This window comes from Pseudomonas sp. MIACH (genome assembly GCF_001269925.1).
Lineage (GTDB): Bacteria > Pseudomonadota > Gammaproteobacteria > Pseudomonadales > Pseudomonadaceae > Aquipseudomonas.
This window is the reverse complement of sequence record NZ_LHVO01000028.1, coordinates 120,951-146,417: the sequence shown is the minus strand read 5'-3', so window position 1 is coordinate 146,417 and position 25,467 is coordinate 120,951. Positions and strand designations below refer to the sequence as shown.

The 25,467-nt window shown below is 59.8% G+C and carries 32 protein-coding genes; 16 read left to right on the top strand and 16 right to left on the bottom strand.

The window, feature by feature from the left end:
• Nucleotides 1-6: 6 nt before the first annotated feature.
• Nucleotides 7-900, top strand: a complete 894-nt coding sequence (locus tag AD670_RS10820; protein WP_053131556.1) for a ZIP family metal transporter — start codon at nt 7-9, stop codon at nt 898-900.
• 121 nt (nt 901-1,021) lie between these two features.
• Here the strand turns inward: AD670_RS10820 and AD670_RS10815 are convergent, their stop codons facing one another.
• The 10 genes from AD670_RS10815 to AD670_RS10770 all read right to left on the bottom strand — a co-directional run bounded on the left by AD670_RS10815 (nt 1,022) and on the right by AD670_RS10770 (nt 8,043).
• Complete coding sequence (locus tag AD670_RS10815) at nt 1,022-1,294, bottom strand: HPr family phosphocarrier protein (protein WP_053131554.1); 273 nt, start codon at nt 1,292-1,294, stop codon at nt 1,022-1,024.
• Nucleotides 1,295-1,310: 16 nt separating this feature from the next.
• On the bottom strand, nt 1,311-2,168 hold the full coding sequence (rapZ, locus tag AD670_RS10810; protein WP_053131551.1) for an RNase adapter RapZ: 858 nt from the start codon (nt 2,166-2,168) through the stop codon (nt 1,311-1,313).
• A gap of 2 nt (nt 2,169-2,170) precedes the next feature.
• Entirely contained in the window at nt 2,171-2,635 is a 465-nt protein-coding gene (gene ptsN / locus AD670_RS10805; protein WP_053131548.1) for a PTS IIA-like nitrogen regulatory protein PtsN, read from the bottom strand.
• A 10-nt stretch (nt 2,636-2,645) separates the two neighbouring features.
• Complete coding sequence (hpf, locus tag AD670_RS10800; protein WP_053131546.1) at nt 2,646-2,951, bottom strand: ribosome hibernation-promoting factor, HPF/YfiA family; 306 nt, start codon at nt 2,949-2,951, stop codon at nt 2,646-2,648.
• Nucleotides 2,952-3,026: 75 nt separating this feature from the next.
• Nucleotides 3,027-4,520 (bottom strand): RNA polymerase factor sigma-54, encoded by a 1,494-nt coding sequence (locus AD670_RS10795; RefSeq protein ID WP_053131542.1) that lies wholly within the window; start codon nt 4,518-4,520, stop codon nt 3,027-3,029.
• Nucleotides 4,521-4,717: 197 nt separating this feature from the next.
• Nucleotides 4,718-5,443, bottom strand: coding sequence for an LPS export ABC transporter ATP-binding protein (gene lptB / locus AD670_RS10790; RefSeq protein ID WP_016974288.1), 726 nt, complete (start codon nt 5,441-5,443; stop codon nt 4,718-4,720).
• Complete coding sequence (lptA, locus tag AD670_RS10785) at nt 5,443-5,976, bottom strand: lipopolysaccharide transport periplasmic protein LptA (RefSeq protein ID WP_027604809.1); 534 nt, start codon at nt 5,974-5,976, stop codon at nt 5,443-5,445. The genes lptB and lptA overlap by 1 nt, the downstream gene beginning before the upstream one ends.
• Complete coding sequence (gene lptC, locus AD670_RS10780; RefSeq protein ID WP_053131539.1) at nt 5,963-6,535, bottom strand: LPS export ABC transporter periplasmic protein LptC; 573 nt, start codon at nt 6,533-6,535, stop codon at nt 5,963-5,965. Before lptC ends, lptA begins: the two co-directional genes overlap by 14 nt.
• 8 nt (nt 6,536-6,543) lie before the next feature.
• Nucleotides 6,544-7,068 carry an HAD family hydrolase gene (locus AD670_RS10775; protein WP_053131537.1) on the bottom strand — a complete coding sequence of 175 codons (525 nt, stop codon included), beginning with the start codon at nt 7,066-7,068 and terminating at the stop codon, nt 6,544-6,546.
• Nucleotides 7,069-8,043, bottom strand: coding sequence for a KpsF/GutQ family sugar-phosphate isomerase (locus AD670_RS10770; protein WP_053131534.1), 975 nt, complete (start codon nt 8,041-8,043; stop codon nt 7,069-7,071).
• Between the two features lie 311 nt (nt 8,044-8,354).
• Here AD670_RS10770 and AD670_RS10765 point away from each other — a divergent pair, with 311 nt between their 5' ends.
• From AD670_RS10765 to hisC, 10 genes are all read left to right on the top strand, one after another.
• Nucleotides 8,355-9,164, top strand: a complete 810-nt coding sequence (locus tag AD670_RS10765; RefSeq protein ID WP_003171811.1) for an ATP-binding cassette domain-containing protein — start codon at nt 8,355-8,357, stop codon at nt 9,162-9,164.
• Nucleotides 9,164-9,961: a lipid asymmetry maintenance ABC transporter permease subunit MlaE gene (mlaE, locus tag AD670_RS10760; RefSeq protein ID WP_010213107.1), complete on the top strand. Its 798-nt coding sequence runs from the start codon at nt 9,164-9,166 to the stop codon at nt 9,959-9,961. The genes AD670_RS10765 and mlaE overlap by 1 nt, the downstream gene beginning before the upstream one ends.
• Complete coding sequence (mlaD, locus tag AD670_RS10755) at nt 9,961-10,428, top strand: outer membrane lipid asymmetry maintenance protein MlaD (RefSeq protein WP_003171814.1); 468 nt, start codon at nt 9,961-9,963, stop codon at nt 10,426-10,428. The genes mlaE and mlaD overlap by 1 nt, the downstream gene beginning before the upstream one ends.
• Nucleotides 10,429-10,439: 11 nt before the next feature.
• On the top strand, nt 10,440-11,087 hold the full coding sequence (locus AD670_RS10750; RefSeq protein WP_053131531.1) for a phospholipid-binding protein MlaC: 648 nt from the start codon (nt 10,440-10,442) through the stop codon (nt 11,085-11,087).
• On the top strand, nt 11,084-11,389 hold the full coding sequence (locus AD670_RS10745) for a lipid asymmetry maintenance protein MlaB (protein WP_053131528.1): 306 nt from the start codon (nt 11,084-11,086) through the stop codon (nt 11,387-11,389). The genes AD670_RS10750 and AD670_RS10745 overlap by 4 nt, the downstream gene beginning before the upstream one ends.
• A 114-nt stretch (nt 11,390-11,503) precedes the next feature.
• Nucleotides 11,504-11,743 carry a BolA family protein gene (locus AD670_RS10740; protein ID WP_027604803.1) on the top strand — a complete coding sequence of 80 codons (240 nt, stop codon included), beginning with the start codon at nt 11,504-11,506 and terminating at the stop codon, nt 11,741-11,743.
• A gap of 23 nt (nt 11,744-11,766) precedes the next feature.
• Nucleotides 11,767-13,032 carry a UDP-N-acetylglucosamine 1-carboxyvinyltransferase gene (murA, locus tag AD670_RS10735; RefSeq protein ID WP_024073479.1) on the top strand — a complete coding sequence of 422 codons (1,266 nt, stop codon included), beginning with the start codon at nt 11,767-11,769 and terminating at the stop codon, nt 13,030-13,032.
• Nucleotides 13,033-13,244: 212 nt separating this feature from the next.
• The gene (gene hisG / locus AD670_RS10730; protein WP_003188599.1) at nt 13,245-13,880 is read left to right on the top strand and encodes an ATP phosphoribosyltransferase; all 636 of its coding nucleotides are present in this window, start codon (nt 13,245-13,247) and stop codon (nt 13,878-13,880) included.
• A gap of 128 nt (nt 13,881-14,008) precedes the next feature.
• Nucleotides 14,009-15,328 (top strand): histidinol dehydrogenase, encoded by a 1,320-nt coding sequence (hisD, locus tag AD670_RS10725; RefSeq protein WP_053131525.1) that lies wholly within the window; start codon nt 14,009-14,011, stop codon nt 15,326-15,328.
• Between the two features lie 3 nt (nt 15,329-15,331).
• Complete coding sequence (gene hisC / locus AD670_RS10720) at nt 15,332-16,384, top strand: histidinol-phosphate transaminase (RefSeq protein WP_053131523.1); 1,053 nt, start codon at nt 15,332-15,334, stop codon at nt 16,382-16,384.
• A 130-nt stretch (nt 16,385-16,514) separates the two neighbouring features.
• Here hisC and AD670_RS10715 read toward each other — a convergent pair whose 3' ends face one another.
• Both AD670_RS10715 and upp read right to left on the bottom strand, forming a co-directional pair.
• Nucleotides 16,515-17,789 (bottom strand): uracil-xanthine permease family protein, encoded by a 1,275-nt coding sequence (locus AD670_RS10715; RefSeq protein ID WP_053131520.1) that lies wholly within the window; start codon nt 17,787-17,789, stop codon nt 16,515-16,517.
• 2 nt (nt 17,790-17,791) lie between these two features.
• Nucleotides 17,792-18,430, bottom strand: coding sequence for a uracil phosphoribosyltransferase (gene upp, locus AD670_RS10710; RefSeq protein ID WP_027604798.1), 639 nt, complete (start codon nt 18,428-18,430; stop codon nt 17,792-17,794).
• Between the two features lie 164 nt (nt 18,431-18,594).
• Here upp and AD670_RS10705 point away from each other — a divergent pair, with 164 nt between their 5' ends.
• From AD670_RS10705 to AD670_RS10695, 3 genes are all read left to right on the top strand, one after another.
• A complete protein-coding gene (locus tag AD670_RS10705; RefSeq protein ID WP_027604797.1) occupies nt 18,595-19,152 on the top strand; it encodes a hypoxanthine-guanine phosphoribosyltransferase in 558 nt (185 codons plus the stop codon).
• Between the two features lie 60 nt (nt 19,153-19,212).
• Nucleotides 19,213-19,698 carry a hypothetical protein gene (locus AD670_RS10700; protein WP_053131517.1) on the top strand — a complete coding sequence of 162 codons (486 nt, stop codon included), beginning with the start codon at nt 19,213-19,215 and terminating at the stop codon, nt 19,696-19,698.
• A 114-nt stretch (nt 19,699-19,812) separates the two neighbouring features.
• Nucleotides 19,813-20,100 (top strand): PA4642 family protein, encoded by a 288-nt coding sequence (locus AD670_RS10695; RefSeq protein ID WP_003188614.1) that lies wholly within the window; start codon nt 19,813-19,815, stop codon nt 20,098-20,100.
• Between the two features lie 128 nt (nt 20,101-20,228).
• On the opposite strand, the gene mqo is transcribed toward AD670_RS10695, so the two are convergent.
• Both mqo and AD670_RS10685 read right to left on the bottom strand, forming a co-directional pair.
• Nucleotides 20,229-21,755 carry a malate dehydrogenase (quinone) gene (gene mqo / locus AD670_RS10690; protein WP_053131515.1) on the bottom strand — a complete coding sequence of 509 codons (1,527 nt, stop codon included), beginning with the start codon at nt 21,753-21,755 and terminating at the stop codon, nt 20,229-20,231.
• A 727-nt stretch (nt 21,756-22,482) separates the two neighbouring features.
• A complete protein-coding gene (locus tag AD670_RS10685; protein WP_053131512.1) occupies nt 22,483-22,716 on the bottom strand; it encodes a hypothetical protein in 234 nt (77 codons plus the stop codon).
• Nucleotides 22,717-22,910: 194 nt separating this feature from the next.
• On the opposite strand from AD670_RS10685, the gene AD670_RS10680 reads away from it, so the two are divergent.
• Nucleotides 22,911-23,498 carry a YajG family lipoprotein gene (locus tag AD670_RS10680; RefSeq protein WP_053131509.1) on the top strand — a complete coding sequence of 196 codons (588 nt, stop codon included), beginning with the start codon at nt 22,911-22,913 and terminating at the stop codon, nt 23,496-23,498.
• A 58-nt stretch (nt 23,499-23,556) separates the two neighbouring features.
• Here AD670_RS10680 and AD670_RS10675 read toward each other — a convergent pair whose 3' ends face one another.
• On the bottom strand, nt 23,557-23,766 hold the full coding sequence (locus tag AD670_RS10675) for a hypothetical protein (RefSeq protein WP_053131506.1): 210 nt from the start codon (nt 23,764-23,766) through the stop codon (nt 23,557-23,559).
• A 184-nt stretch (nt 23,767-23,950) separates the two neighbouring features.
• Here AD670_RS10675 and AD670_RS10670 point away from each other — a divergent pair, with 184 nt between their 5' ends.
• Nucleotides 23,951-24,208: a hypothetical protein gene (locus tag AD670_RS10670; protein WP_053131501.1), complete on the top strand. Its 258-nt coding sequence runs from the start codon at nt 23,951-23,953 to the stop codon at nt 24,206-24,208.
• A 60-nt stretch (nt 24,209-24,268) separates the two neighbouring features.
• Here the strand turns inward: AD670_RS10670 and AD670_RS10665 are convergent, their stop codons facing one another.
• The gene (locus AD670_RS10665; protein ID WP_172681463.1) at nt 24,269-25,432 is read right to left on the bottom strand and encodes a 1-acyl-sn-glycerol-3-phosphate acyltransferase; all 1,164 of its coding nucleotides are present in this window, start codon (nt 25,430-25,432) and stop codon (nt 24,269-24,271) included.
• Between the last annotated feature and the right edge of the window lie 35 nt (nt 25,433-25,467).

Genomic DNA, 25,467 nt, shown 5'->3' with positions numbered 1-25,467 from the left:
CCGACTATGGGCACTGAAACACTGGCGATCAGCAGCGTGCGAATGTTTCGTTATGCGTTTGGCTCGCTGCTGCTATTGGCAGGTACTGCATTGCTGGTGGCCCACGGGCTGGCCTGGCTGGACCTGGAACCGCGCATCATGCGCGCCTTACAGGGCGGGGCGATTTGCGCGCTTGGCACGGCGTTGGGGGCGGTGCCGGTATTGGTGATTCGGCGGATGCCGGTGGCGTTGAGCGACACCTTGTTGGGCTTCGGTGCCGGCGTGATGCTGGCGGCGACTGCCTTTTCGCTGGTCGTGCCGGGTATTGCCGCTGCCGAAACCCTTGGCCTTTCGCCCTGGGGTGCAGGTGGGTTGATCAGCTTTGGCATCATGCTGGGGGCATTCGGTTTGTATCTGGTGGACCGCAAGGTCTCCGGCGCCAGCCCGGAGATGTTGGTGGGCACGCCGGATAAACCGGTGATTCCACCGCGTATCTGGCTGTTCGTGTTCGCCATCATCGCCCACAACATCCCCGAAGGTATGGCCGTTGGCGTCTCGGCCGGTGGCGGCATGCCGGATGCAGACAGCCTGGCGATGGGTATTGCCTTGCAGGATGTGCCAGAAGGGCTGGTGATTGCGTTGGTGTTGGCGGGGGCAGGGATGTCGCGGGTCAGGGCATTTCTGATCGGCGCCGCGTCAGGCTTGGTGGAGCCGGTGTTTGCCGTGCTTTGTGCCTGGCTGGTGACGTTGGCCGAGGTGCTATTGCCTTTGGGCCTGGCGCTGGCTGCTGGCGCTATGTTGTTGGTAGTCACCCATGAAGTGATCCCTGAGTCGCGGCGCAATGGTCACGAAAAGCTTGCCAGCCTGGGGCTGTGCATAGGGTTCTGCTTGATGATGGTGATGGATACCGCCTTAGGGTGACACCCGCTCTCTGCAGGAGCGAGCTTGCTCGCGAAAAGCGTCAACGATAACGCGTGCAGCCTGGTATCACGTGAGTTGCTTGCTTGTATGCTTCGCGAGCAGGCTCGCTCCTACAAAAGGGTTATTCGCCTTCGCCGAAGAAGTTGTTGATCAGCTCCACCAGTGCGTCCATCGCTTCCTGCTCTTGCTCACCTTCGGTCTTCAGGTGGATCTTGGTCCCTTTGCCGGCTGCCAGCATCATCATGGCCATGATGCTCTTGCCGTCGACCATGCTCTCCGGGGTGCGCCCGGCGCGGATCTGGCAAGGGAACTGCCCGGCAACGCCGACGAACTTGGCCGAGGCGCGGGCATGCAGACCCAGCTTGTTGATGATTTCAATTTCCAGAGCGGGCATCGCGGGGGTGTTCCTTTCAGCTAAGGTCGCGGTGGCGAACCTGGACGTTCTTGAGGGTTTGTTGCAGTACCTGGCCCAGGCGCTCGGTCAGGTAGACGGAACGGTGGTGGCCGCCGGTACAGCCAATGGCAATGGTGACATAGGCCCGGTTGCTTGCTGCGAAGCGCGGCAACCATTTGAGCAGGTAGCTGGAAATGTCCTGGAACATCTCCTGCACATCCGGCTGTGCGGCCAGGTACTCGGCCACTGGTAGGTCAAGACCGGACTGGTCGCGCAACTCTGGCTTCCAGTACGGGTTGGGCAAGCAGCGTACATCGAACACCAAATCTGCATCCACCGGCATGCCACGCTTGAAGCCAAATGACTCGACCAGGAACGCGGTGCCAGGCTCTGGCTGATTCAGCAGGCGTAGCTTGATGGCATCGCGCAACTGGTACAGGTTGAGGCTGGTGGTGTTGATCTTGAGGTCGGCGAGGTCAATGATCGGACCCAGCAGCTTGGTTTCGTCCTCGATGGCTTCGGCCAGAGAACGGTGGGGGCTGCTGAGGGGGTGACGTCGACGGGTCTCGGAGAAACGCTTGAGCAGGGTTTCTTCGTCGGCGTCCAAGTACAGCACATCGCAATGAATGTGCTTGGCGCGCACCTCTTCGAGCAATTCGGGGAACCGCGTGAGGTGGCTGGGCAGGTTGCGGGCATCAATCGAAACGGCGACCAGTGGCTGGGCCAGTTCGGTGTGGATCAGCGCGCGTTCCGCCAATTCCGGCAGCAGACCGGCGGGCAGGTTGTCGATGCAATAGAAGCCGTTATCCTCAAGAACATTGAGGGCGGTGCTTTTACCCGAGCCGGAGCGGCCGCTGACGATGATCAAACGCATGATTACTGCCCGTTCTGTTCATCCAGTACAACCTGGTACAGCGCCTCATTGCTCTTGGCACTGCGCAGTTTGTCGCGTACTTCCTTGCGGTCGAGCATGCTGGCGATCTGCCGGAGCAGTTCCAGGTGCGCGTCGGTGGCAGCTTCCGGGACCAGCAGGACGAACAGCAGGTCCACCGGGGCGCCGTCAATGGCGTCGAAGTCGATGGGCGCATCCAGGTGCAGCAGGGCGCTTACGGGTATTTCGCAGCCTTTGAGGCGGCAGTGAGGAATGGCGATGCCGTTACCAAAACCGGTCGAGCCGAGTTTTTCACGGGCAATCAACGCCTCGTACACGGCTTGCGTATCCAGCTCGGGCACTTCACGGCCGATCAGGTTGGCAATTTGTTCGAGGGCGCGCTTTTTACTGCCGCCCGGCACGTTCACGAGGGAACGGCCGGGGGTCAGGATGGTTTCAAGTCGGATCATGGGGGGAGAGTTAACGACCTGTACCTTGCATCAGGTGCAGATTCTTTTCCTTATGCTTTATGAGTTGGCGGTCCAGCTTGTCGTAGAGCAAGTCAATGGCCGCGTACATATCGCCATGCTCTGCATTGGCGACGAGCTTGGCATTCGGTACGTGCAGGGTGGCCTCGATTTTCTGCTTGAGCTTATCGACCTCCATGATGACCTGCACATTGGTGATCTTGTCAAAATGCCCCGCAAGCTTGTTCAGCTTGCTCTCGGTGTATTCACGTAGAGGCTTGGTGACTTCCAGTTGGTGTCCACTGATGTTGACTTGCATACAGCTTCTCCTTCGTTGCCAGTGCATAAAGCGGCGGGTAGGAATACCCGCCACTGGAACGCTGTGGCCCGCCCGTCACATCAAACGCTTACGCTCGCTGGAAGGCGCGATCCCAAGGGATTCGCGGTACTTGGCGACGGTTCGACGGGCGACCTGAATGCCTTGTGCCTCCAGTAAACCAGCGATCTTGCTGTCACTCAACGGCTTTTTCTGATTTTCCGCCGCAACCAGTTTTTTGATGATCGCGCGGATCGCCGTGGACGAGCATTCGCCGCCTTCCGAGGTGCTTACATGGCTGGAGAAAAAGTATTTCAGCTCATATATGCCCCGTGGGGTATGCATGAATTTTTGCGTGGTCACCCGGGAAATCGTCGATTCGTGCATGCCCACTGCTTCGGCGATGTCGTGCAGAACCAGCGGTTTCATTGCTTCGTCGCCATACTCCAGGAAGCCGCGCTGGTGCTCGACGATCTGGGTGGCAACTTTCATCAGGGTTTCGTTGCGGCTCTGCAGGCTCTTGATGAACCAACGGGCCTCCTGCAACTGGTTGCGCATGAACGTGTTGTCGGCACTGGTGTCGGCGCGGCGTACAAAACCGGCATATTGCGGGTTGACCCGCAGGCGTGGCACCGACTCCTGGTTCAGTTCAACCAGCCAGCGTTCGTTGTCCTTGCGCACAATCACATCGGGGACCACGTATTCGGCTTCGCTCGACTCGATCTGCGAGCCTGGGCGCGGGTTGAGGCTCTGTACCAGCTCGATGACCTGGCGCAGGTCGTCTTCCTTGAGCTTCATGCGGCGCATCAGCTGGCTGTAGTCGCGGCTACCCAGCAGGTCGATGTAATCGTTGACCAGGCGCTGCGCTTCGGCGAGCCAAGGCGTCTTGGCGGGCAGTTGACGCAGTTGCAGCAGCAGGCATTCACTGAGGGTGCGGGCACCAATGCCGGCAGGTTCGAACTGTTGGATGCGGTGCAGGACGGCTTCGATCTCGTCCAGCTCTATGTCCAGTTCCGGGTCGAAGGCCTCGAGAATCTCTTCGAGCGTCTCGTCCAGGTAACCCTGGTTATTGATGCAGTCGATCAGGGTCACGGCGATCAGGCGATCGGTGTCGGACATCGGCGCGAGGTTCAGTTGCCACAACAGATGGCTCTGCAGGCTCTCGCCGGCGGAAGTGCGGGTGGTAAAGTCCCACTCGTCATCGTCATTGCTGGGCAGGCTGCTGGCGCTGGTCTGATAGACGTCTTCCCAGGCGGTGTCCACGGGAAGTTCGTTGGGAATGCGTTCGTTCCAATCGCCTTCCTCAAGATTATCCACCGTGGGGGCGGTTTCCTGGTAGGAGGGTTCCTGTACGTCGGGATTGGGTTTTTGCTCGATGTTGTCAGCCAGTGGGTCTGCATTATCGAAGTCGTCGCCTTCTTCCTGGCGTTCGAGCATCGGATTGGACTCCAGGGCCTCCTGGATTTCCTGTTGCAGGTCCAGGGTCGACAATTGGAGCAGGCGGATGGCCTGTTGCAGCTGCGGTGTCATCGTCAGCTGCTGGCCCATTCTCAGGACTAGCGATGGTTTCATGGCAGGGGCTTAACACCTTATTCGCCGGCGCAATGCGCCATCCACGACAGGGCGCGTGAGCGCCAAACATAAGCAAATTATATGCCTGATATCGAGGGCTTTGCCTAGAGCGCGGTAACAATAAAAATCCAGAGGTTTTCATTGACTCCCGCGCGTCGGGCAAACGACCTGCCGCCACCTTGTTGTTGCGGGCGGTTTTACAGGCGGAACTCGTGACCCAGGTACACTTCCTTGACCAGTTCGTTGGCCAGGATGGTGGCGGAGTCGCCTTCGGCGATCAGTTGACCATCATTGACGATATAGGCAGTTTCGCAGATATCGAGGGTCTCACGGACGTTGTGGTCAGTGATCAGCACACCAATACCCTTGGCCTTGAGGTGATGGATGATCTGCTTGATGTCGCCGACCGAGATGGGGTCGACGCCGGCAAACGGTTCGTCCAGCAGGATGAACTTGGGGGCAGTGGCCAGGGCGCGGGCGATTTCCACGCGACGTCGTTCACCACCGGACAGGCTCATGCCAAGGTTGTCGCGAATGTGGTTGATGTGGAATTCCTGAAGCAGGCTTTCCAATTCTTTGCGGCGGCCGTCACGGTCGAGCTCCTTGCGGGTTTCAAGGATGGCCATGATGTTGTCGGATACCGACAGCTTGCGGAAGATCGACGCTTCCTGCGGAAGATAGCCGATACCTGCACGGGCACGCCCGTGCATTGGCTGGTGGCTCACGTCCAGGTCGTCGATCAGTACGCGACCCTGGTCCGCCTGGACCAGGCCGACGATCATATAGAAACAGGTGGTCTTGCCGGCGCCGTTGGGGCCAAGCAAGCCGACAATCTGGCCGCTGTCGATCGACAGGCTGACGTCGCGCACGACCTGACGGCTTTTATAGGCCTTGGCCAGATGCTGGGCTTTCAGGGTTGCCATTACTCGGCCTTCTTCTTCGGCTGGATAACCATGTCGATACGTGGGCGTGGCGCGGTGACCTTGCTGCCATTGGCGCGACCGGCATTGGCGATCTGCTTCACGGTGTCATAGGTGATCTTTTCACCTTCCGTGGAGTTGCCATCGGGGCTGAGCACCTTGGCCTGGTCGATCAGCACGATGCGATTCTGCTGGGCATGGTACTGGATGGTCTTGCCGTAGCCCTTCATCGGACCTGTGTCGGTAGCCGACTGCTTCTGTTCGAAGTAAGCCAGGTTGCCCACCGAGGTCACTACGTCAATATCGCCCGCCTGGGTGCGCGTCAGTGTCACCGTGTTGCCGGTGATCTTCATCGAGCCCTGGGTGATGATCACGCCGCCGGTGTAGGTGGCGACGCCTTGCTTGTCATCCAGCTGCGCATCGTCAGCGGAGATGTGGATCGGTTGCTGGCTATCGTTCGGCAGAGCCCAGGCGCTCACGCTTCCCAGTGCTGCGCCCAAACCGAGCAAAATAGGGAGAGTTTTAACGAGCCTCATACTGTCCTCTTACGTTCGATAGCAGGTGTATCCTGCTTTCTTTCAAATACGCTTTCATTCCCTTGCCAGTCGATACACCGCCAGCGCCGTCGATTCTAACGTCTTGCTCGGTCTGCGCATATTGCTTCTGTGGGAATACGGTCATGCGACTGCTGGTAATCACCGTGTCACGGTTTTTGGCGTCCGTGCGCGCAACGCGTACGGAGTCAATCAGTTCCACCTCGGTGCCGTCCGGGTTCACCTCGCCACGCTTGCTCGTGACATGCCACGGAAACTCGGTGCCGCGGTACAGGTTCAGGTCCGGATTGGTCAGCAGGGTGACTTCGGTGGCCTTCAAATGCTCGACTTTGTCCGAGGTCATTTCGTACTGCACCTTGCCGTCGGGCAGGAACTGCACGCTATAGGCATTGGTGGCGTAATAGTCGATAGCCCCTTCGTCAACCTGCGCGGCAGGCTGGTCGAGGAAGCGCCCCGGGCTGATATTCCAGTAGCCCACCGCGAGGAACAGCGCGGCGATGACTCCGAATAGCAGGAAGTTGCGAATCTTTTTGCTCAGCATAAAACGCTCTATAGGTAGGCGGCGTGGGCCGCTTCAAGACTGCCTTGGGCTCGCAGGATCAGTTCACAGAACTCGCGGGCAGCACCTTCGCCGCCACGGGCGGTGGTGATGCCATGAGCGTGCTCGCGAACAAATGTCGCCGCATTGGCGACGGCCATGCCCAGGCCGACTCGGCGAATGACCGGCAAGTCGGGCAGATCATCGCCCAAGTAGGCGACCTGCTCATAGCTTAGGTTGAGTTTGCCAAGAAGCTCGTCCAGAACCACCAGTTTATCCTCGCGGCCCTGATACAGGTGAGGAATCCCCAGGTTTTGTGCGCGGCGTTCCACAACGGGCGTTTTTCGGCCGCTGATAATGGCAGTTTGCACACCTGCTGCCATCAGCATTTTGATGCCCTGGCCGTCGAGGGTGTTAAACGTCTTGAATTCACTGCCGTCTTCGAGGAAGTACAGGCGGCCATCCGTCAGCACGCCGTCGACGTCGAAAATCGCCAGTTTGATGTTCTTGCCGCGTTGCAACAGGTCGCTGGTCATTTACATCACTCCCGCACGCAGCAAGTCGTGCATGTTCAGGGCGCCAACCGGGTGGTCGTCGTTATTGACCACCACCAGCGCGCCGATCTTGTGGTCTTCCATGATCTTCAATGCTTCGGCTGCCAGCATTTCAGGGCGTGCAGTCTTGCCATGGGGGGTCATCACGGCGTCGATGGTTGCGGTGTGAATGTCGATAGTGCGGTCCAGGGTGCGGCGCAGATCGCCGTCCGTGAATACCCCGGCCAGGCGTCCATCGGCTTCCAGGATCACGGTCATGCCCAGGCCTTTGCGGGTCATTTCCATCAGCGCGTCCTTCAGCAAGGTGCCGCGCTGGACGTGAGGCAATTCATCACCCGAATGCATGACATTTTCCACTTTCAGCAGCAGGCGGCGGCCCAGGGCGCCGCCTGGGTGGGAAAACGCGAAGTCTTCTGCGGTAAACCCGCGGGCTTCCAGCAACGCCACGGCCAGGGCATCGCCCATCACCAGTGCGGCGGTGGTGGAGGAGGTCGGCGCCAGGTTCAGTGGGCAGGCCTCGTGGTCCACGTGAACATTCAGGTTCACTTCGGCAGCCTTGGCCAGCGTCGATTCGGGGTTGCCGGTGACGCTGATCAGCTGGATACCCAGGCGCTTGATCAGCGGCAGCAGGGTCACGATTTCGTTGGTGGTGCCGGAGTTGGACAGCGCGAGGATGATGTCATCCTTGGTAATCATGCCCATGTCGCCGTGACTGGCTTCGGCCGGGTGCACAAAAAATGCGGTGGTCCCGGTGCTGGCCAGGGTGGCGGCGATCTTGTTGCCGACGTGGCCCGACTTGCCCATGCCGACCACGACAACGCGGCCCTTGCTGGCCAGAATCATCTCGCAGGCGCGTACGAAATCTGCGTCGATGTGGGCCAGTAAGCCTTCTACGGCTTCAACTTCGAGGCGGATGGTGCGTTGTGCGGATTGAATAAGGTCGCTGGATTGGCTCATGTCTGAAATCGTATAGCCTGACGAAAAGTCGGCGATTATAGCGGTAATGATCAATTCCCTCACGCAAGTTCGTCAGGCTTTATTCCGCGAGTGTCTGAGATCGATCCTCAGTAACATAGCCAGCAACGTTTTTTCCCTGTCTGCAAACTGAACTTGCGCCGTTCCGGCCTTGGGCGCCCTGTACCAGCAGTGATATAGTTCGCCGCCAGTTCGGTCCGCCCAGCCCATGTGGCTATCTATATGCGTCACCGTTGCAAACGTTTGTCGCATGCGTGGTGTCTGAGTGAGAGGCTGCATCCCAAGGAGTTTAGATGAGTGCCGATAACGCCTACGCGGTCGAGCTGAAGGGACTGACCTTCAAGCGCGGGACGCGCAGCATCTTCAATAACGTCGATATTCGCATTCCCCGTGGCAAGGTCACGGGCATCATGGGGCCGTCCGGTTGCGGCAAGACCACCCTGTTGCGTCTGATGGGCATGCAATTGCGCCCCAGCGCCGGTGAAGTGTGGGTGAACGGCCAGAACCTGCCGACCTTGTCGCGCAGCGATCTGTTCGATGCGCGCAAGCATATGGGTGTGCTGTTCCAGAGCGGTGCACTGTTCACCGACCTCGATGTATTCGAGAACGTGGCGTTTCCGCTGCGGGTTCATACCCAGCTGTCCGATGAAATGATTCGTGACATTGTGTTGCTGAAACTGCAGGCCGTGGGCCTCCGCGGCGCCATCGACCTGATGCCTGACGAGCTGTCCGGCGGCATGAAGCGTCGCGTGGCCCTGGCGCGCGCCATTGCCCTCGACCCGCAGATCCTCATGTACGACGAGCCCTTCGTCGGCCAGGATCCGATCGCCATGGGCGTGTTGGTACGCCTGATCCGCCTGCTCAACGACGCGTTGGGCATCACCAGTATCGTGGTCTCCCACGACCTTGCAGAAACCGCGAGCATCGCCGACTACCTCTATGTAGTCGGTGATGGCCAGGTACTGGGGCAGGGCACGCCTGAAGAGCTGATGAACGCCGATAACCCGCGTATTCGCCAATTCATGACCGGCGATCCCGATGGCCCTGTGCCTTTTCACTTTCCGGCAGCGGATTACCGCTCAGACCTTCTGGGGAAGCGCTGATGCGCAAGACATCTCTTATCGAGAAGGTTCGCCTTTTCGGTCGCTCCGGCATCGACATCGTCGAAGTGCTGGGCCGCTCGACAATTTTCCTGTTCCACGCACTGCTCGGGCGCGGCGGTATTGGCGGTGGCTTTGGTCTTTTGATCAAGCAGCTGCATTCGGTGGGCGTGATGTCCCTGGTGATCATTGTGGTCTCCGGGGTGTTCATCGGGATGGTGCTCGCCTTGCAGGGCTTCAATATCCTGTCCAGCTACGGTTCGGAGCAGGCGGTGGGGCAGATGGTTGCCCTGACGCTGCTGCGTGAACTGGGGCCGGTCGTGACCGCATTGCTGTTTGCCGGGCGCGCGGGTTCCGCGCTGACTGCCGAAATCGGCAACATGAAGTCCACCGAGCAGTTGTCCAGCCTGGAAATGATCGGCGTGGACCCGCTCAAGTACATTGTTGCCCCGCGCCTGTGGGCCGGCTTTATTTCCCTGCCATTGCTGGCGATGATCTTCAGCGTGGTCGGTATCTGGGGCGGTTCGTGGGTGGCGGTGGACTGGCTGGGCGTCTACGACGGCTCCTACTGGGCCAACATGCAAAACAGCGTGACCTTCAGCGGTGACGTGCTCAACGGCATCATAAAGAGCATCGTCTTCGCCTTTGTAGTGACCTGGATCGCCGTATTCCAAGGCTACGACTGTGAGCCCACTTCAGAAGGGATCAGTCGCGCCACCACCAAGACCGTTGTGTACGCCTCGCTGGCAGTACTGGGCCTTGACTTCATTTTGACCGCCTTGATGTTTGGAGATTTCTGATGCAAAACCGCACTGTGGAAATCGGTGTCGGCCTTTTCTTGCTGGCTGGCATCCTGGCTTTACTGTTGCTGGCCCTGCGAGTCAGTGGCCTTTCGGCCAGCCCCACCGCCGATACTTATAAACTTTACGCCTACTTCGACAATATCGCCGGTTTGACTGTCAGAGCTAAAGTGACCATGGCCGGTGTCACCATCGGCAAGGTCACGGCAATCGATCTGGATCGCGACAGCTTCACCGGGCGAGTGACGATGCAATTGGACAAGAAGGTAGATAATCTGCCGACCGACTCCACTGCATCTATCCTGACTGCGGGTCTGCTGGGCGAGAAGTACATCGGTGTCAGCGTAGGCGGGGAAACAGCCCTGCTCAAGGATGGTTCGACCATCCACGACACGCAGTCGTCGCTGGTGCTTGAGGACCTGATCGGTAAATTCCTGCTCAATACGGTCAATAAAGACGCCAAATGAGGAATCTGTTCATGATCTCTACCTTGCGACGTGGCCTGCTGGTACTGCTTGCGGCGCTGCCATTGATGGCCAACGCGGCAGGTTCTGCGCACGAACTGGTGCAGGACACCACCAACAAGATGTTGGCTGACCTGACTGCCAATAAAGAGCAGTACAAGCAAGACCCGAGCAAATTCTACGAAGCGCTGAACACCATCGTCGGTCCTGTCGTCGATGCTGAAGGCATTTCGCGCAGCATCATGACGGTCAAATATTCGCGCAAGGCCACCCCTGCGCAAATGCAAACGTTCCAGGAAAACTTCAAGCGCGGCCTGTTCCAGTTCTATGGCAATGCGTTGCTTGAGTACAACAACCAGGGCATTACCGTCGCTCCAGCCGGGGATGAATCGGGTGATCGCACCAGCGTCAACATGAGCGTCAAGGGTAACAACGGCGCCGTCTACCCGGTGCAGTACACGCTTGAGAAGGTCAAGGGCGAGTGGAAACTGCGCAACGTGATCATCAATGGCATCAACATCGGCAAGCTGTTCCGTGACCAGTTCGCCGACGCCATGCAGCGCAATGGCAACGACCTGGACAAAACCATCAATGGTTGGGCCGGTGAAGTCGCCAAGGCCAAGGAAGAGACTGATAAAGCTGCCGGGAAGCCTGCGCAATGACCGAGTCGGCTGTTCGTCTCGGCGACGCTGGCGAGTTGTTCCTCAGCGGCGTGCTGGATTACCGCACCGGGCCTGACCTGCGCAAGCAGGGCCAGGCGCTGATCAAGACCAGCACGGCCCCTGAGTTGGTGCTGGATTGCTCGGCGGTAACCAAGTCCAGCAGCGTCGGCTTGTCGTTGCTGCTGTGCTTCATGCGTGATGCCGAGGCGGCCAAAAAAACGGTCAGCATCCGTGCATTGCCTGAAGACATGCGTGAAATCGCCGAAGTTTCCGGTTTGACCGAACTGTTGGCGCATCCTTAATACACATTATCGATGAAGCCCCCCGTCAGAGTCCTGCTATGCGGGGTTCGCAGGCGCGGGGCTTTTTTGTATGATGTGCGACCCGTGCGCACTGGGCGCCGATAGAGGTTGATCATGCAGGCCCTAGAAGTTAAGAGCTTTCTCGAAGGAAAGCTGCCGGATACGAACGTAGAAGTTGAAGGCGAAGGCTGCAACTTCCAGCTGAACGTGATTAGCGATGAACTGGCGGCACTCAGCCCGGTCAAGCGTCAGCAGCAGATCTATGCCCATTTGAACCCGTGGATCACCGATGGCAGCATCCACGCGGTCACTATGAAATTTTTCAGCCGCGCGGCCTGGGCCGAGCGCACCTGAGCCCCCAAGGCGTCGAGATTCTTATGGATAAATTGATTATTACCGGCGGTGCCCGCCTTGATGGCGAGATTCGCATTTCCGGTGCGAAAAACTCTGCCTTGCCGATCCTGGCTGCGACCCTGCTGTGCGATGGCCCGGTAACCGTAGCCAACCTGCCGCACCTGCACGACATCACCACCATGATCGAGCTGTTTGGTCGCATGGGTATTGAGCCGGTAATCGACGAGAAGTTGTCCGTCGAAATCGACCCGCGCACCATCAAGACCCTGATCGCCCCGTACGAACTGGTGAAAACCATGCGTGCGTCGATCCTGGTACTGGGCCCGATGGTCGCCCGTTTCGGCGAAGCCGAAGTCGCATTGCCTGGCGGTTGCGCCATTGGCTCGCGTCCGGTGGACCTGCACATCCGCGGCCTCGAGGCCATGGGCGCGACCATCGACGTCGAAGGCGGCTACATCAAGGCCAAGGCGCCGGAAGGCGGCCTGCGTGGCGCGAACTTCTTCTTTGATACCGTCAGCGTGACCGGTACCGAGAACATCATGATGGCCGCTGCCCTGGCCAACGGCCGCAGTGTGCTGCAAAACGCTGCGCGCGAGCCTGAAGTGGTCGACCTGGCCAACTTCCTGATCGCCATGGGTGCCAACATCACCGGCGCCGGCACCGACACCATCACCATCGACGGTGTGAAGCGCCTGCACCCGGCCACCTATAAAGTGATGCCGGACCGCATCGAGACCGGTACCTACCTGGTTGCTGCTGCCGTCACCGGTGGTCGCGTCAAGGTCAAGGACACCGATCCGACCATCCTGGAAGCGGTCCTGGAAAAACTGCGCGAAGCCGGTGCCGAAATCACCACCGGCGAAGACTGGATCGAGCTGAACATGCACGGCAAGCGGCCAAAAGCCGTTAACGTGCGTACTGCTCCGTACCCGGCGTTCCCAACCGACATGCAAGCGCAGTTCATCTCTTTGAACGCGATTGCCGAAGGCACCGGTGCCGTGATCGAGACCATCTTCGAAAACCGCTTCATGCACGTGTATGAACTGCACCGCATGGGCGCGAAGATCCAGGTCGAAGGCAACACCGCCATCGTTACCGGCACCGAGAAGCTCAAGGGCGCGCCAGTCATGGCCACCGACCTGCGCGCTTCGGCCAGCCTGGTGATCTCGGCGCTGATCGCCGAAGGCGATACCCTGATCGACCGCATCTACCACATCGACCGTGGTTACGAGTGCATCGAGGAAAAACTGCAGATGCTCGGCGCGAAAATCCGCCGCGTACCGGGCTAGTCCCCACTGCATTGTAGGAGCGAGCTTGCTCGCGAAGAACTCCTGGGCACCGCGTTGAGTCTGAATAAACGCGTTATCGTTGACGTTTTTCGCGAGCAAGCTCGCTCCTACAGACACTGGTTTGTTTCAAATCGAGGCTGTCATGGCCTCGATCTGTGTCTGGCGCCGTTTGCGACCGGACAGCAATAGCCTGATGAAGGACTGACGTTCCCATGTTGACCATCGCACTGTCCAAGGGCCGCATCCTTGACGACACTTTGCCGCTTCTGGCTGAAGCGGGCATCGTGCCGACCGAGAATCCGGACAAGAGCCGCAAGCTGATCATCCCCACGACCCAGGACGACGTGCGCCTGCTGATCGTACGGGCTACCGACGTGCCGACCTACGTTGAACATGGCGCGGCCGACCTCGGTGTCGCCGGTAAAGACGTGTTGATGGAATACGGTGGCCAGGGCCTCTACGAGCCGCTGGACCTGCGCATTGCCCTGTGCAAGCTGATGACCGCTGGCCGTGTCGGTGATGTCGAGCCTAAAGGCCGCCTGCGCGTGGCCACCAAGTTCGTCAACGTCGCCAAGCGTTACTACGCCGAACAAGGCCGCCAGGTCGACATCATCAAGCTCTACGGCTCGATGGAGCTGGCGCCGCTGATCGGCCTGGCCGACAAGATCATCGACGTGGTCGACACCGGCAACACCCTGCGTGCCAACGGTCTTGAACCACAGGACTTTATCGCCGACATCAGCTCCCGGCTGATCGTCAACAAAGCGTCGATGAAGATGCAGCACGCCCGTATCCAGGCGTTGATCGACACCCTGCGCAAGGCAGTGGAGTCTCGACACCGCGGTTGACTCATCCGCGTAGCTGAAAAGCTGCGCCCGTCTATCCGCCTCATAGCCAGAATTCTCAGGTGCCCAAGCGGAAACGACTGCTAGTTTAGGGCGCCTGAGTTTTTGCCAATTCTATTGAGGCCCTCGCTATGACCACGTCCACTGCAATTGCCCGACTCAACGCTGCCGACCCGGATTTCGCCCATCATCTGGATCATCTGCTGAGCTGGGAAAGCGTGTCCGACGACTCGGTCAACCAGCGGGTGCTCGACATTATCAAGGCTGTGCGCGAGCGTGGTGACGCCGCGTTGGTGGACTTTACCCGCCAGTTCGACGGCCTTGACGTCAAGTCCATGTCCGATCTGATCCTGCCTCGCGAGCGCTTGGAACTGGCCCTGACGCGCATCACCGCGCCCCAGCGTGAAGCCCTCGAAGTCGCCGCGACCCGCGTGCGCAGCTACCACGAAAAACAGAAGCAGGACTCCTGGAGCTACACCGAAGCCGACGGCACCGTACTGGGCCAGAAGGTCACGCCACTGGACCGTGCCGGCCTGTACGTGCCGGGCGGTAAAGCTTCGTACCCGTCGTCGGTGCTGATGAACGCGATCCCGGCCAAAGTGGCCGGCGTGACCGAAGTGGTCATGGTGGTACCGACCCCGCGCGGTGAAATCAACGAGCTGGTGCTGGCTGCCGCCTGCATTGCCGGTGTCGACCGCGTGTTCACCATCGGCGGTGCCCAGGCGGTTGCAGCCCTGGCCTATGGCACCGAAAGCGTGCCGAAGGTCGACAAGGTGGTCGGCCCTGGCAACATCTACGTTGCTACCGCCAAGCGCCATGTGTTCGGCCAGGTCGGTATCGACATGATCGCCGGCCCTTCGGAAATCCTCGTGGTGTGCGACGGCCAGACCGACCCGGACTGGATCGCCATGGACCTGTTCTCCCAGGCCGAGCACGACGAAGACGCCCAAGCGATCCTGGTCAGCCCGGACGCCGAGTTCCTCGACAAGGTCGCCGCCAGCATCAATAAGCTGCTACCGACCATGGACCGCGCCGAGATCATCGAGAAGTCGATCAATGGTCGTGGCGCGCTGATCCTGGTGCGTGACATGGAGCAGGCCATCGAAGTGGCCAACCGTATCGCGCCGGAGCACCTGGAGCTGTCCGTGGCCGATCCGCAGGCCTGGCTGCCGTCGATTCGCCATGCGGGTGCGATCTTCATGGGCCGCCACACCAGCGAAGCGCTAGGCGACTACTGCGCCGGTCCCAACCACGTCTTGCCAACCTCTGGCACCGCGCGCTTCTCGTCGCCGCTGGGGGTGTATGACTTCCAGAAGCGTTCGTCGATCATCTTCTGCTCGCCACAAGGCGCGTCCGAGTTGGGCAAGACCGCCTCGGTGCTGGCCCGTGGTGAATCCCTGAGCGCCCACGCCCGTAGTGCTGAGTATCGAATCCTGGAAGAGGGGAAATAACACATGAGCAAATTCTGGAGCCCCTTCGTCAAGGACCTCGTGCCTTACGTGCCCGGTGAGCAACCGAAGCTGACCAAGCTGGTCAAGCTCAACACCAATGAAAACCCCTACGGCCCGTCGCCCAAGGCGCTGGCTGCGATGCAGGCCGAGTTGAACGACAACCTGCGCCTGTACCCGGACCCCAACAGCGACCTGCTCAAGCAGGCCGTGGCCAAGTATTACGGGATCGACGCCAGCAAGGTGTTCCTTGGCAACGGTTCCGATGAAGTCCTGGCGCACATCTTCCATGGCCTGTTCCAGCATGACTTGCCGCTGCTGTTCCCGGATATCAGCTACAGCTTCTATCCGGTGTACTGCGGTCTCTACGGCATCAAGTCCGACCCGGTGCCATTGGACGAGCAGTTCCAGATCCGCGTCGCGGACTACGCCAAGCCCAACGGCGGGATCATCTTCCCCAACCCGAACGCGCCCACCGGCTGCGTCCTGGCGCTGGACGCCGTGGAGCAGATCCTCAAGGCCAGCCCGGATTCGGTGGTGGTGGTCGATGAAGCCTATATCGACTTCGGTGGCGAAACCGCCATCAGCCTGGTGGACCGTTACCCGAACCTGCTGGTGACCCAGACCCTGTCCAAGTCGCGCTCACTGGCCGGTTTGCGTGTGGGCCTGGCCGTGGGCCACCCGGACCTCATCGAAGCGCTGGAGCGGGTCAAGAACAGCTTCAACTCCTACCCGCTGGATCGCCTGGCGATTGTCGGCGCGGCAGCGGCCTTCGAGGATCGTGAGTACTTCGAGAAGACGTGCCAGTTGGTCATCGACAGTCGCAACCAACTGGTCGCGCAACTGGAAGGCAAGGGCTTTGAAGTGCTGCCGTCAGCGGCCAACTTCATCTTTGCCCGCCACCCACGGCACGACGCTGCCGGCCTGGCGGCCAAGCTGCGTGAGCAAGGGGTGATTGTGCGGCACTTCAAGCAGGCGCGGATTGCCCAGTTCCTGCGGATCAGCATCGGTACGCCGGAGCAGAACCAGGCGCTGATCGATGGGTTGGGTGAGCTCTAAGCCACACTGAAGATCAAAAAATGTGGGAGGGGGCTTGCCCCCGATAGCGGTGTATCAGTCAGCTAATGAATTGACTGACACACTGCCATCGGGAGCAAGCCCCCTCCCACATTAGGTTCTGCCATATGTGTTAGATCAGCGGCTCATCCGGCTTCTTGTTCTTCCAGCCATCATTGCCCGGCAGCAGCAGGTTCAAGCCAATCGCTACCACCGCACACAGGGCAATGCCCTTCAGGCCGAAGTCATCCGGACCGGTCCCGGTCCCCACCAGCACCCCACCAATCCCGAACACCAGGGTCACCGACACAATCACCAGATTGCGCGCTTCACCCAGGTCGATCTTATGGCGGATCAACGTGTTCATCCCCACCGCGGCAATCGAGCCGAACAGCAGGCACAGGATCCCGCCCATCACCGGCACCGGGATGCTTTGCAGCAGTGCGCCGAACTTGCCGATGAACGCCAGGCTGATGGCAAACACCGCCGCCCAGGTCATGATTTTCGGATTGTAGTTCTTGGTCAGCATCACCGCGCCCGTTACTTCGGCGTAGGTGGTGTTCGGCGGGCCGCCAAACAGGCCGGCGGCCGTGGTGGCGATGCCGTCACCGAGCAAGGTGCGGTGCAGGCCGGGCTTCTTCAGGTAGTCGCGACCGGTCACGCTGCCCACCGCAATCACGCCGCCGATGTGTTCGATCGCCGGGGCCAGGGCCACCGGGACGATGAACAGGATCGCCTGCCAGTTGAACTCCGGCGCAGTGAAGTGGGGCAGGGCGAACCATGGTGCTGCGGCGATCTTCGCCGTGTCGACCACGCCGAAGTAGAACGCCATGGCAAAGCCCACCAGCACGCCGGAGATGATCGGCACGAGGCGGAAGATACCCTTGCCGAACACCGCCACGATCAACGTAGTCAGCAGTGCAGGCATCGAGATCATCATTGCCGTCTGGTAATGAATCAACTCGGCGCCATCGCCGGATTTACCCATCGCCATGTTCGCGGCAATCGGTGCCATGGCCAGGCCGATGGAGATGATCACCGGGCCGATCACCACGGGTGGCAGCAGGCGGTCGATGAAGCCGGTGCCTTTGATCTTCACGGCCAGGCCGAGGAAGGTATAGACAAACCCGGCTGCCATCACCCCGCCCATGGTCGCCGCGAGGCCGAACTGGCCCTTGGCGAGAATGATCGGGGTAATGAAGGCAAAGCTCGATGCCAGGAACACCGGCACCTGCCGCCCTGTCACCACCTGGAACAACAACGTGCCCAGGCCGGCGGTGAACAGTGCGACGTTTGGATCAAGACCTGTGATCAGTGGCATCAACACCAGCGCGCCAAATGCTACGAAGAGCATTTGTGCGCCAGACAGGATCTGGCGCCAAAGCGGGTCGTTGAACTCATCCTGCATGCTCACGCGTCCTTCTGCTTGGTGCCGAAGATCTTGTCGCCGGCATCGCCCAGGCCAGGGATGATGTAGCCGTGTTCGTTCAGGCGCTCATCGATGGAGGCGGTGTAGATCTGCACGTCCGGGTGGGCTTTCTCGACGGCGGCGATGCCTTCGGGAGCGGCCACCAGCACCATGGCGCGGATGTCCCGGCAACCGGCTTTTTTCAGCAGGTCGATGGTGGCGACCATGGAACTGCCGGTGGCGAGCATCGGGTCGATGATCATCGCCAGGCGCTCGTTGATTTCCGGTACGAGTTTTTCCAGGTAGGTGTGGGCCTGCAGGGTTTCTTCGTTGCGGGCTACGCCGACGGCGCTGACCTTGGCGCCCGGAATCAGGCTGAGCACGCCTTCGAGCATGCCGATACCGGCGCGCAGGATCGGCACCACGGTGATCTTCTTACCTGCGATCTTCTCGACCTGGACGGTGCCAGCCCAACCTTCGATGTCGTAGGTTTCCAGAGGCAGATCTTTGGTGGCTTCGTAAGTGAGCAGCGCTCCAACTTCCTGAGCAAGCTCACGGAAATTCTTGGTGCTGATGTCGGCACGGCGCATAAGGCCGAGTTTGTGTCTGATCAGCGGGTGGCGGATCTCGCGAGTGGGCATGGGAAAGGCTCCGGCGGCGGGCAAAAAAACCGGCCTAGATTAATCTATCCGAGGGTGTTGTCCTATAGACATCTAGTACGTTAGTCCATTAAGGCTTGCTCGGAACGCATGAGAAGCGTACCTTCGCCCGCTTTTCTTGCCACAGCACCCCCTTGGAGAGCGCCATGTCCGCTGATCTTGAGCATATCCGTCAAATCATGCGTGAGGCTGATTGCCTGTACACCGAAGCGCAAGTCGAAGCAGCGATCGCCAAGGTCGGCGCCCACATCACCCGCGAAATGGCCGACACCAACCCGGTGGTCTTTTGCGTGATGAACGGTGGGCTGATCTTCGCCGGAAAATTGCTCACGCATCTGCAATTCCCGCTGGAAGCGTCCTACCTGCACGCCACCCGTTATCGCAACGAAACCAGTGGCGGCGACCTGTTCTGGAAAGCCAAACCGGAAGTTTCGTTCATCGACCGCGACGTGCTGATCATCGACGACATCCTCGATGAGGGTCACACCCTGGGTGCGATCATCGACTTCTGCAAACATGCCGGCGCACGCAAGGTGCACACCGCCGTGCTGATCGACAAAGACCACGACCGCAAGGCACGCCCCGAGTTGAAGGCCGATTTCGTTGGCCTGCCGTGCATTGATCGCTACATCTTCGGTTACGGCATGGATTACAAAGGCTACTGGCGCAACGCCAATGGGATTTACGCCGTCAAAGGCATGTGATCCGGGCTCCGGCGCAGGGTGTCATGCTATCGTGCTTGGCCCCAGCGTCTGGAGCTGTCCATGAACCTGTTGATACGCACCTGCGCCACCCTGGCGCTGACCCTCAGTTTGCCCCTGGCCGCTGCTCCTGCGCCGATGCACAACCAATTCCTGCCGGCTGATGACCTGGCCCTGCGCGCCGAAACGCCGGACCAGCAGCAGTTGCTGCAAGTCGCCGAATACACTGTGGTGGTGGGCAACCAGCGTCAATCCAACCAGCAACCGATTCCGGTGACCTCACCGCTGATGATCCGCCTCAAGGGCAAGCCCCTGAACAAAGGCGCGACCATCAACCAGGTGGTGCTCAACTTCGACGCCGAAAGCAAAAGCCTGAAAAAGCCGGTGTTCGACGATAAGACCAAGACCCTGACCCTGTCTTACCCCGTTGCCCAATACCGGGTGATCGTCGACCTGCTGCGCAATGACACGGTGTATGTGCAGTTCCTCAGTTATGCCAATGGGCATATCTGGGCGGATTTGCATACCGGTGCTGTTCGTACCAAATAGCAAAAAATACTGAAGATCCAAATGTGGGAGGCGCGGTTCTTCAGCGCTTTCGAAGCCTGCGCCTCGCAGGTAGACTTCAAATCCCGTGTAAATGTCTGCTGGCTGGAGTCGGTAATGCGTAAAGATAAGAAACAGGTGATTGGTGACGAGATCGGCGACGATCAGATCAAGTTGTTCCTGGACTTTGAGCCGGTTGACGCGACTTCCCCGTCCCTGCACAAACTGATCAAGGCCTACCGTGGCCTGCGGATCGACGATTTCGAGCGCTTCCTGGGCTTTTTCAAGGAGGCCGGCCTGGACCTGGATGGCAAGGATGAACACGGTCAGACCTTCGTCGACCTGATCAAGGACCAGCGCAACGCCGCCGAGTACATCGAGCTGATCGACAACGCCCGCGGCTGATGCTTCCGGGCAAAAAAACGCCCCGTTCTCATCGTGAGAGCGGGGCGTTTTTGCTTTTTACTGTAGGAGCGAGCTTGCTCGCGAAAAACCAGAGAACGCCACGTTAAACCCGATGCGCTGCGTTATCGTTAACGATCTTCGCGAGCAAGCTCGCTCCTACCGGTCTCGGCGGCAGGTTCAACCAGCTCCAGGCTGATGTTGTTCTGCGCGTTGATCGTGCGATACAACTCAGCATCAGTCTCCAGGACTTTTTCCCGCGCCGGGAAGATCTCATGCAGCTTGCTGGCCCACTCACCGGCAGCTTTCTGCGGGAAGCAACGCTCGATCAGTTCCAGCATGATCGAAACGGTCACCGAAGCGCCTGGGGATGCCCCCAGCAGTGCCGCCAGCGAGCCGTCTTTGGCCGCGACCAGCTCGGTGCCAAATTGCAGCACGCCGCCTTTCTTCGGGTCTTTCTTGATGATCTGTACCCGTTGGCCAGCCACTTCCAGGCGCCAGTCTTCGGCTTTCGCTTGCGGGTAGAAACGACGCAGGGATTCCAGGCGCTGCTCCATCGATTGCATCACTTCGCTGACCAGGTACTTGGTCAGGTCCATGTTGTCGCGGGCCACGGCCAGCATCGGGCCGATGTTGCCGGCGCGAACCGACAGCGGCAGGTCGAGGAACGAGCCGTGCTTGAGGAACTTGGTGGTGAAACCGGCGTATGGCCCGAACAGCAGGGATTTCTTGCCGTCGACTACGCGGGTGTCCAGGTGCGGCACCGACATCGGCGGCGAGCCCACGGCGGCCTGGCTGTAGACCTTGGCCTGGTGGTGCTTGACCACTTCCGGGTTGTCGCAACGCAGCCACTGGCCGCTGACCGGGAAACCGCCAAAGCCCTTGCTCTCTTCGATGCCCGAGGCCTGCAGCAGCGGCAGGGCCGCACCACCGGCGCCGAGGAACACGAACTTGGCATCCACTTCGCGGCTGTTACCGCTGTTGACGTCCTTGATGCTTACAGTCCAGCCCGCGCCGTTACGCTTGAGGCCGGTCACGCGCTTGCAGTACTTGACCTGGGCGTCCGGTGAACTGGTCAGGTGAGTGAGCAACTGGTTGGTCAGGGCGCCGAAGTTGACGTCGGTGCCGTTCATCACGCGGGTGGCAGCGATTTTTTCGTCGAGCGGGCGGCCCGGCATCATCAACGGCATCCACTCGGCCATCTCGTTGCGGTCTTCGGTGTAGTGCATGTCCGAAAATGCATGGTGCTGGCTGAGGGATTCAAAGCGCTTCCTGAGGAAGTCCACGCCTTTTTCGCCCTGTACGAAGCTCAGGTGCGGCACCGGGCTGATAAAGGATTTGGACGAGCCAAAGGTGCCTTTCTTGGTCAGGTACGCCCAGAATTGCTTCGACACCTCGAACTGGGTGTTGATGTGCACGGCTTTCTTGATGTCGATGGAGCCATCGGCGGCCTGCGGCGTGTAGTTCAGCTCACACAGCCCGGCGTGGCCGGTGCCGGCGTTGTTCCACGGGTTGGAACTTTCCGCGGCACCCGAATCCATCAGCTCAACGACTTCCAGCTTGAGGCCGGGGTCGAGCTCCTTGAGCAGTACGGCCAGGGTGGCACTCATGATGCCGGCCCCTACCAGTACTACGTCGACTGCTTCGTTATGCGCCATTTAACGCGTCTCCAAAATCTGCAGCACCAAATTGACGGCATGGCTGCCAGGAGTGACGGGGCGGTTCACGTGTTGCCCCAGGTTACCCATGGCCAGGATCGCCATGTCCGTTTCGCAATTCTTTGCAACTTCAGCACACGCTTCCTGCCAGCCTGATCTGCCTATGAACGCATTCATGGGCGCCTGTGGCAATTCGACTTATGGTCAAAGCGTGCGATTAGTGCAATCAATCCGTAGCGGACAGGCTCAAGCTCCGGTGTTTGCGGAGTACTCGGGCCTGTGTGGTTGGGCTGTTCCAGACGCTGATGGTGCTTGTACAAACGCCAAACTATTCATTTGCTCGCCACACTCTTGTGAAGTTGTGAAAACCCGTTTTTTTCACGCTCTTTTGAAGACGTGAACCTCAAAAAAGGGCTACCGCGGCCTGGCACCTGGCCCGCAAACCTCTGCCGACACGCGGCAAAACGGGCAAACAACTCAAGTGGCCGAGCGCAATGGCAGCTCTGGCAGATTCGGTAAAGGCGGGTGTTTGCAAAGGAAACAGCAAGCGCGCCAGCTTCACTCGATCTGTGTGGGCGGCTCTCTGTGGGCGATTCTTGGGGGTTAATGCCGTGGCATTAACGGTGTTGCGAGGCCCGATCAGGAGACGTCCTTATAATCGGGGGGAGATTGTAGCGAAGAACGTCAGACAAATGGGCGTGTTTTATGACTTTTATTAGGTCTTCGGTCAGGCGGCCAACGGCTGGTGGCGGGACGACCGCACAGGGCGTGGGCTTACACGGGCGCGGGCCGGCAATGGATGATGCATCCAGCTCAGGCGAATTTCTTCGATTTCCACCCAGCCTTCGCCGCTGGGAGGCTGGCAGCACTCTTTGAAGGCCTGGCAACGGCCTTGCGCATCGAGCAGGGCAAACTGGCGAAGGGCGGGCTTGCGCATAAACAGCGACCAGAGAAAACGCATGGCGATAGATCTCCTGAGATTGGGGCCAAGCATGCCTGTCGGGGATGACGAGCCGATGTAACGGCTATTACATATCGGTGACAACGAACCGCCGCCGGGGCGACGGGTCATAGGTTGTAACTGACGCTAGTTCCCTGCGGGGGCGCCCCGCTATACTGCCCGCCTGTCGGTACCTGATTTCTGGAGAGAAGCGCATGTTGCAACGCCTGTTGTTCGGTTTGATCACTGTGACCAGTTTGACCCTGGTTGGCTGCGCCAACAGCCCGCAACAACTCAGCCCGCAACCGAAGCTCACCACGCAGTTGGCCCCGGTGGGTCACGGTCAGCCGGTGTCGGTGCGTGTGGTGGACGGTCGTCCGTCGCCGACCCTGGGCTCTCGCGGAGGCCTGTACCCGGAGACCGCGCTCATCTCGGTGACCGGCCAGGACGTGCTGCCCAAGCTGCAAGCCCAGGCTGAAGCCGCCGTGCGCCTGCTGGGCTTCACGCCGAGCCCCAACGCCCCAGGCGCTCCGCAGTTGACCATCACCTTGGCTGAGCTGAAGTACCAGTCGCCCAAGGAAGGCCTGTATGTGACCGAAGCGGCTATCGGCGCAACGTTCAAGTCTGACGTCACCGCTGGCACCCGTCGCTACAGCGGCCGGTACGGTGCGTCGCTGAACCAGCGCTTCGGCATGTCGCCGAACCAGGAAACCAACACCAAGCTGGTCAGCGATGTCCTGAGTGACGCCTTGACCCGCCTGTTCAAGGATCCAAGCATCGGTTCGTTGCTCAGCTCGCAGTAATCGCTCCAATAAAAAAACCGGGCTCAGCGATGAGCCCGGTTTTTTTATGCCTTCAGTTTCACGCGGCAGTGTCGATACAGAAATCCAGCATGCTCACCCCCGTCAACAGATCGGCCTCCGGCGAGTCTGCATGCTGGTGCCCGGCCAGGGCGCAATACACCAGCCAATGGCGGTCCTGCACGTTGAACGCCAGGCCGCCGATCAGCGCCTCTTGCTCGTCGCTCTGGGCAATCAGATACAGCCGATCCTGGTTGTGCGCGTGCAGCATGACAAGCTCCTGAATGTACGAAGGGCAACAGAGTGGCTTGTTAAGGTGACGTTCAGGTGACGGCGTAAATTACTGGATACATTGACCGTCCATGGGGGATGGAGAAGTTTTGGCGCTGGAGGCCACTATCGTTCAGGTTTGTATCTGAACCGATACCCAGACACTGTTTCACCCGAGGTTTGCGATGGCGCTGCCCGCACTGTTGATCAATGTTGTGGCTTTGTTGGTGGCCTGCCCAGGTGCAGCGCTGCTGTTCATTACCCGCCTGCGCGAACAACGCGCCATGGCTGAGCTGGCTGCGCAAAGTGAAGAGCGCGCGATTGACCAGCCCATGCTGTTCCTGGATGTGTGCACCGAGCGGGCGAATCGTGTGGCTTACCGCGTAGGGTTCGCCTGTCTTGGACTGGCGCTGGCTATTTCCTGGCTCAGCACCCGAATCTAAAAAAACGCAGAGCCAATGTGGAAGGGAGGCTTGCCCCTCCCACATTTTCTTGATCGGTGCTTACAGCGGGATTCCAGCCTTGACCCGATACTGATTGCGCACTGGCGTCGCGTATTGCACCACCAGGAACGGCCGGTGCTCGGCCGGGCAGTCGTTCAAGCGCCGCTCCCACTCTGCCTTCGCCTTGGCCAGTTCATCGGCCGGGAACACGTCGGCCGCCTTCGGCACCTGCAACTGCGGGTCGGCATCGCTCCACTGGGCGTACGCCAGGTAGTGCACCGGGAACAGCCGATAGCCGCCGAGAATCTGCCGATCCATTTCCACGGCCAGTACTTTGGTGTCTTCGAAGCGCTCGGTAATCGGCGCTGCGAAGTTGATATGTACGCGGCCTTTGTAGCCAGTGATGCCCAGGGCAATGCTGACGTCATCCTCGCCCGGTGCCTTGACGTAGGTGCCGGTGGTGGCGCGAATATACAGCTCACGTGCTTTGGCGGCATCGCACGGGTCGTACTCGTAGCTGATGGACACCGGCGTCAGGTTCAGTGACTGGATCACCTCGGCAAACGGCTCGTCCTTGCGGCTGACATGGAACATCTTGAGGATCGCCGACTCGGTGCGGTCATCCCCGTCCTTGGCGCGGCCTTCGGCCTGGGCGATCCAGATCGACTGGCAGTCGTTGCGGATCGAATGGTTGATGTAGGCCGACAGCAGGTTGAACGCCGCCATCTTCTCCTTTCGCCCGGTGATCGAGCGGTGCACGATGAAGCTCTTGTTCAGGCGCATCAGGTCGCTGACAAACGGCTTTTGCAGCAGGTTGTCACCGATGGCGATGCGCGGTGTCGGCAGGCCGGCGTGGTACACGGCGTAGTTGACGAAGGCCGGGTCCATCACGATGTCGCGATGGTTGGCCAAAAACACATAGGCGGTGCCCGACTTGAGCTGTTCCACGCCGGTGTAGGTCACGCCGTCGGTCGCCCGGTCAATGGTATGGTCGACGTAATACTCGACTTTGTCCTGCAGCGTGGCCACGGTGGTGACGCCGGCGAACTCACGGCGCAGTTTGCGCGCGATCATCGGCTTGAGCAGCCAACCCAGGGCGCCGGCAAAGCGCGGGAAGCGGAAGTGGGTCAGGATGTCCAGAAAGGCCTTGTCACTGAACAGCCTGGCCAGCACTGCCGGGACTTCGCTGTCGTTGTAAGGTCGGATGGTATCGAATTCGCCCATCATGCTCTCTTGTTAGAAACGGCTAGGGTAAGTAG

What these genes read in the sequence shown, in the direction of transcription:
- AD670_RS10820 (WP_053131556.1), top strand. Translation starts at nt 7, where the DNA reads ATGGGCACTGAAACACTGGCGATCAGCAGCGTGCGAATGTTTCGTTAT.
- AD670_RS10815 (WP_053131554.1), bottom strand. Translation starts at nt 1,294, where the DNA reads ATGCCCGCTCTGGAAATTGAAATCATCAACAAGCTGGGTCTGCATGCC.
- rapZ (WP_053131551.1), bottom strand. Translation starts at nt 2,168, where the DNA reads ATGCGTTTGATCATCGTCAGCGGCCGCTCCGGCTCGGGTAAAAGCACC.
- ptsN (WP_053131548.1), bottom strand. Translation starts at nt 2,635, where the DNA reads ATGATCCGACTTGAAACCATCCTGACCCCCGGCCGTTCCCTCGTGAAC.
- hpf (WP_053131546.1), bottom strand. Translation starts at nt 2,951, where the DNA reads ATGCAAGTCAACATCAGTGGACACCAACTGGAAGTCACCAAGCCTCTA.
- AD670_RS10795 (WP_053131542.1), bottom strand. Translation starts at nt 4,520, where the DNA reads ATGAAACCATCGCTAGTCCTGAGAATGGGCCAGCAGCTGACGATGACA.
- lptB (WP_016974288.1), bottom strand. Translation starts at nt 5,443, where the DNA reads ATGGCAACCCTGAAAGCCCAGCATCTGGCCAAGGCCTATAAAAGCCGT.
- lptA (WP_027604809.1), bottom strand. Translation starts at nt 5,976, where the DNA reads ATGAGGCTCGTTAAAACTCTCCCTATTTTGCTCGGTTTGGGCGCAGCA.
- lptC (WP_053131539.1), bottom strand. Translation starts at nt 6,535, where the DNA reads ATGCTGAGCAAAAAGATTCGCAACTTCCTGCTATTCGGAGTCATCGCC.
- AD670_RS10775 (WP_053131537.1), bottom strand. Translation starts at nt 7,068, where the DNA reads ATGACCAGCGACCTGTTGCAACGCGGCAAGAACATCAAACTGGCGATT.
- AD670_RS10770 (WP_053131534.1), bottom strand. Translation starts at nt 8,043, where the DNA reads ATGAGCCAATCCAGCGACCTTATTCAATCCGCACAACGCACCATCCGC.
- AD670_RS10765 (WP_003171811.1), top strand. Translation starts at nt 8,355, where the DNA reads ATGAGTGCCGATAACGCCTACGCGGTCGAGCTGAAGGGACTGACCTTC.
- mlaE (WP_010213107.1), top strand. Translation starts at nt 9,164, where the DNA reads ATGCGCAAGACATCTCTTATCGAGAAGGTTCGCCTTTTCGGTCGCTCC.
- mlaD (WP_003171814.1), top strand. Translation starts at nt 9,961, where the DNA reads ATGCAAAACCGCACTGTGGAAATCGGTGTCGGCCTTTTCTTGCTGGCT.
- AD670_RS10750 (WP_053131531.1), top strand. Translation starts at nt 10,440, where the DNA reads ATGATCTCTACCTTGCGACGTGGCCTGCTGGTACTGCTTGCGGCGCTG.
- AD670_RS10745 (WP_053131528.1), top strand. Translation starts at nt 11,084, where the DNA reads ATGACCGAGTCGGCTGTTCGTCTCGGCGACGCTGGCGAGTTGTTCCTC.
- AD670_RS10740 (WP_027604803.1), top strand. Translation starts at nt 11,504, where the DNA reads ATGCAGGCCCTAGAAGTTAAGAGCTTTCTCGAAGGAAAGCTGCCGGAT.
- murA (WP_024073479.1), top strand. Translation starts at nt 11,767, where the DNA reads ATGGATAAATTGATTATTACCGGCGGTGCCCGCCTTGATGGCGAGATT.
- hisG (WP_003188599.1), top strand. Translation starts at nt 13,245, where the DNA reads ATGTTGACCATCGCACTGTCCAAGGGCCGCATCCTTGACGACACTTTG.
- hisD (WP_053131525.1), top strand. Translation starts at nt 14,009, where the DNA reads ATGACCACGTCCACTGCAATTGCCCGACTCAACGCTGCCGACCCGGAT.
- hisC (WP_053131523.1), top strand. Translation starts at nt 15,332, where the DNA reads ATGAGCAAATTCTGGAGCCCCTTCGTCAAGGACCTCGTGCCTTACGTG.
- AD670_RS10715 (WP_053131520.1), bottom strand. Translation starts at nt 17,789, where the DNA reads ATGCAGGATGAGTTCAACGACCCGCTTTGGCGCCAGATCCTGTCTGGC.
- upp (WP_027604798.1), bottom strand. Translation starts at nt 18,430, where the DNA reads ATGCCCACTCGCGAGATCCGCCACCCGCTGATCAGACACAAACTCGGC.
- AD670_RS10705 (WP_027604797.1), top strand. Translation starts at nt 18,595, where the DNA reads ATGTCCGCTGATCTTGAGCATATCCGTCAAATCATGCGTGAGGCTGAT.
- AD670_RS10700 (WP_053131517.1), top strand. Translation starts at nt 19,213, where the DNA reads ATGAACCTGTTGATACGCACCTGCGCCACCCTGGCGCTGACCCTCAGT.
- AD670_RS10695 (WP_003188614.1), top strand. Translation starts at nt 19,813, where the DNA reads ATGCGTAAAGATAAGAAACAGGTGATTGGTGACGAGATCGGCGACGAT.
- mqo (WP_053131515.1), bottom strand. Translation starts at nt 21,755, where the DNA reads ATGGCGCATAACGAAGCAGTCGACGTAGTACTGGTAGGGGCCGGCATC.
- AD670_RS10685 (WP_053131512.1), bottom strand. Translation starts at nt 22,716, where the DNA reads ATGCGTTTTCTCTGGTCGCTGTTTATGCGCAAGCCCGCCCTTCGCCAG.
- AD670_RS10680 (WP_053131509.1), top strand. Translation starts at nt 22,911, where the DNA reads ATGTTGCAACGCCTGTTGTTCGGTTTGATCACTGTGACCAGTTTGACC.
- AD670_RS10675 (WP_053131506.1), bottom strand. Translation starts at nt 23,766, where the DNA reads ATGCTGCACGCGCACAACCAGGATCGGCTGTATCTGATTGCCCAGAGC.
- AD670_RS10670 (WP_053131501.1), top strand. Translation starts at nt 23,951, where the DNA reads ATGGCGCTGCCCGCACTGTTGATCAATGTTGTGGCTTTGTTGGTGGCC.
- AD670_RS10665 (WP_172681463.1), bottom strand. Translation starts at nt 25,432, where the DNA reads ATGGGCGAATTCGATACCATCCGACCTTACAACGACAGCGAAGTCCCG.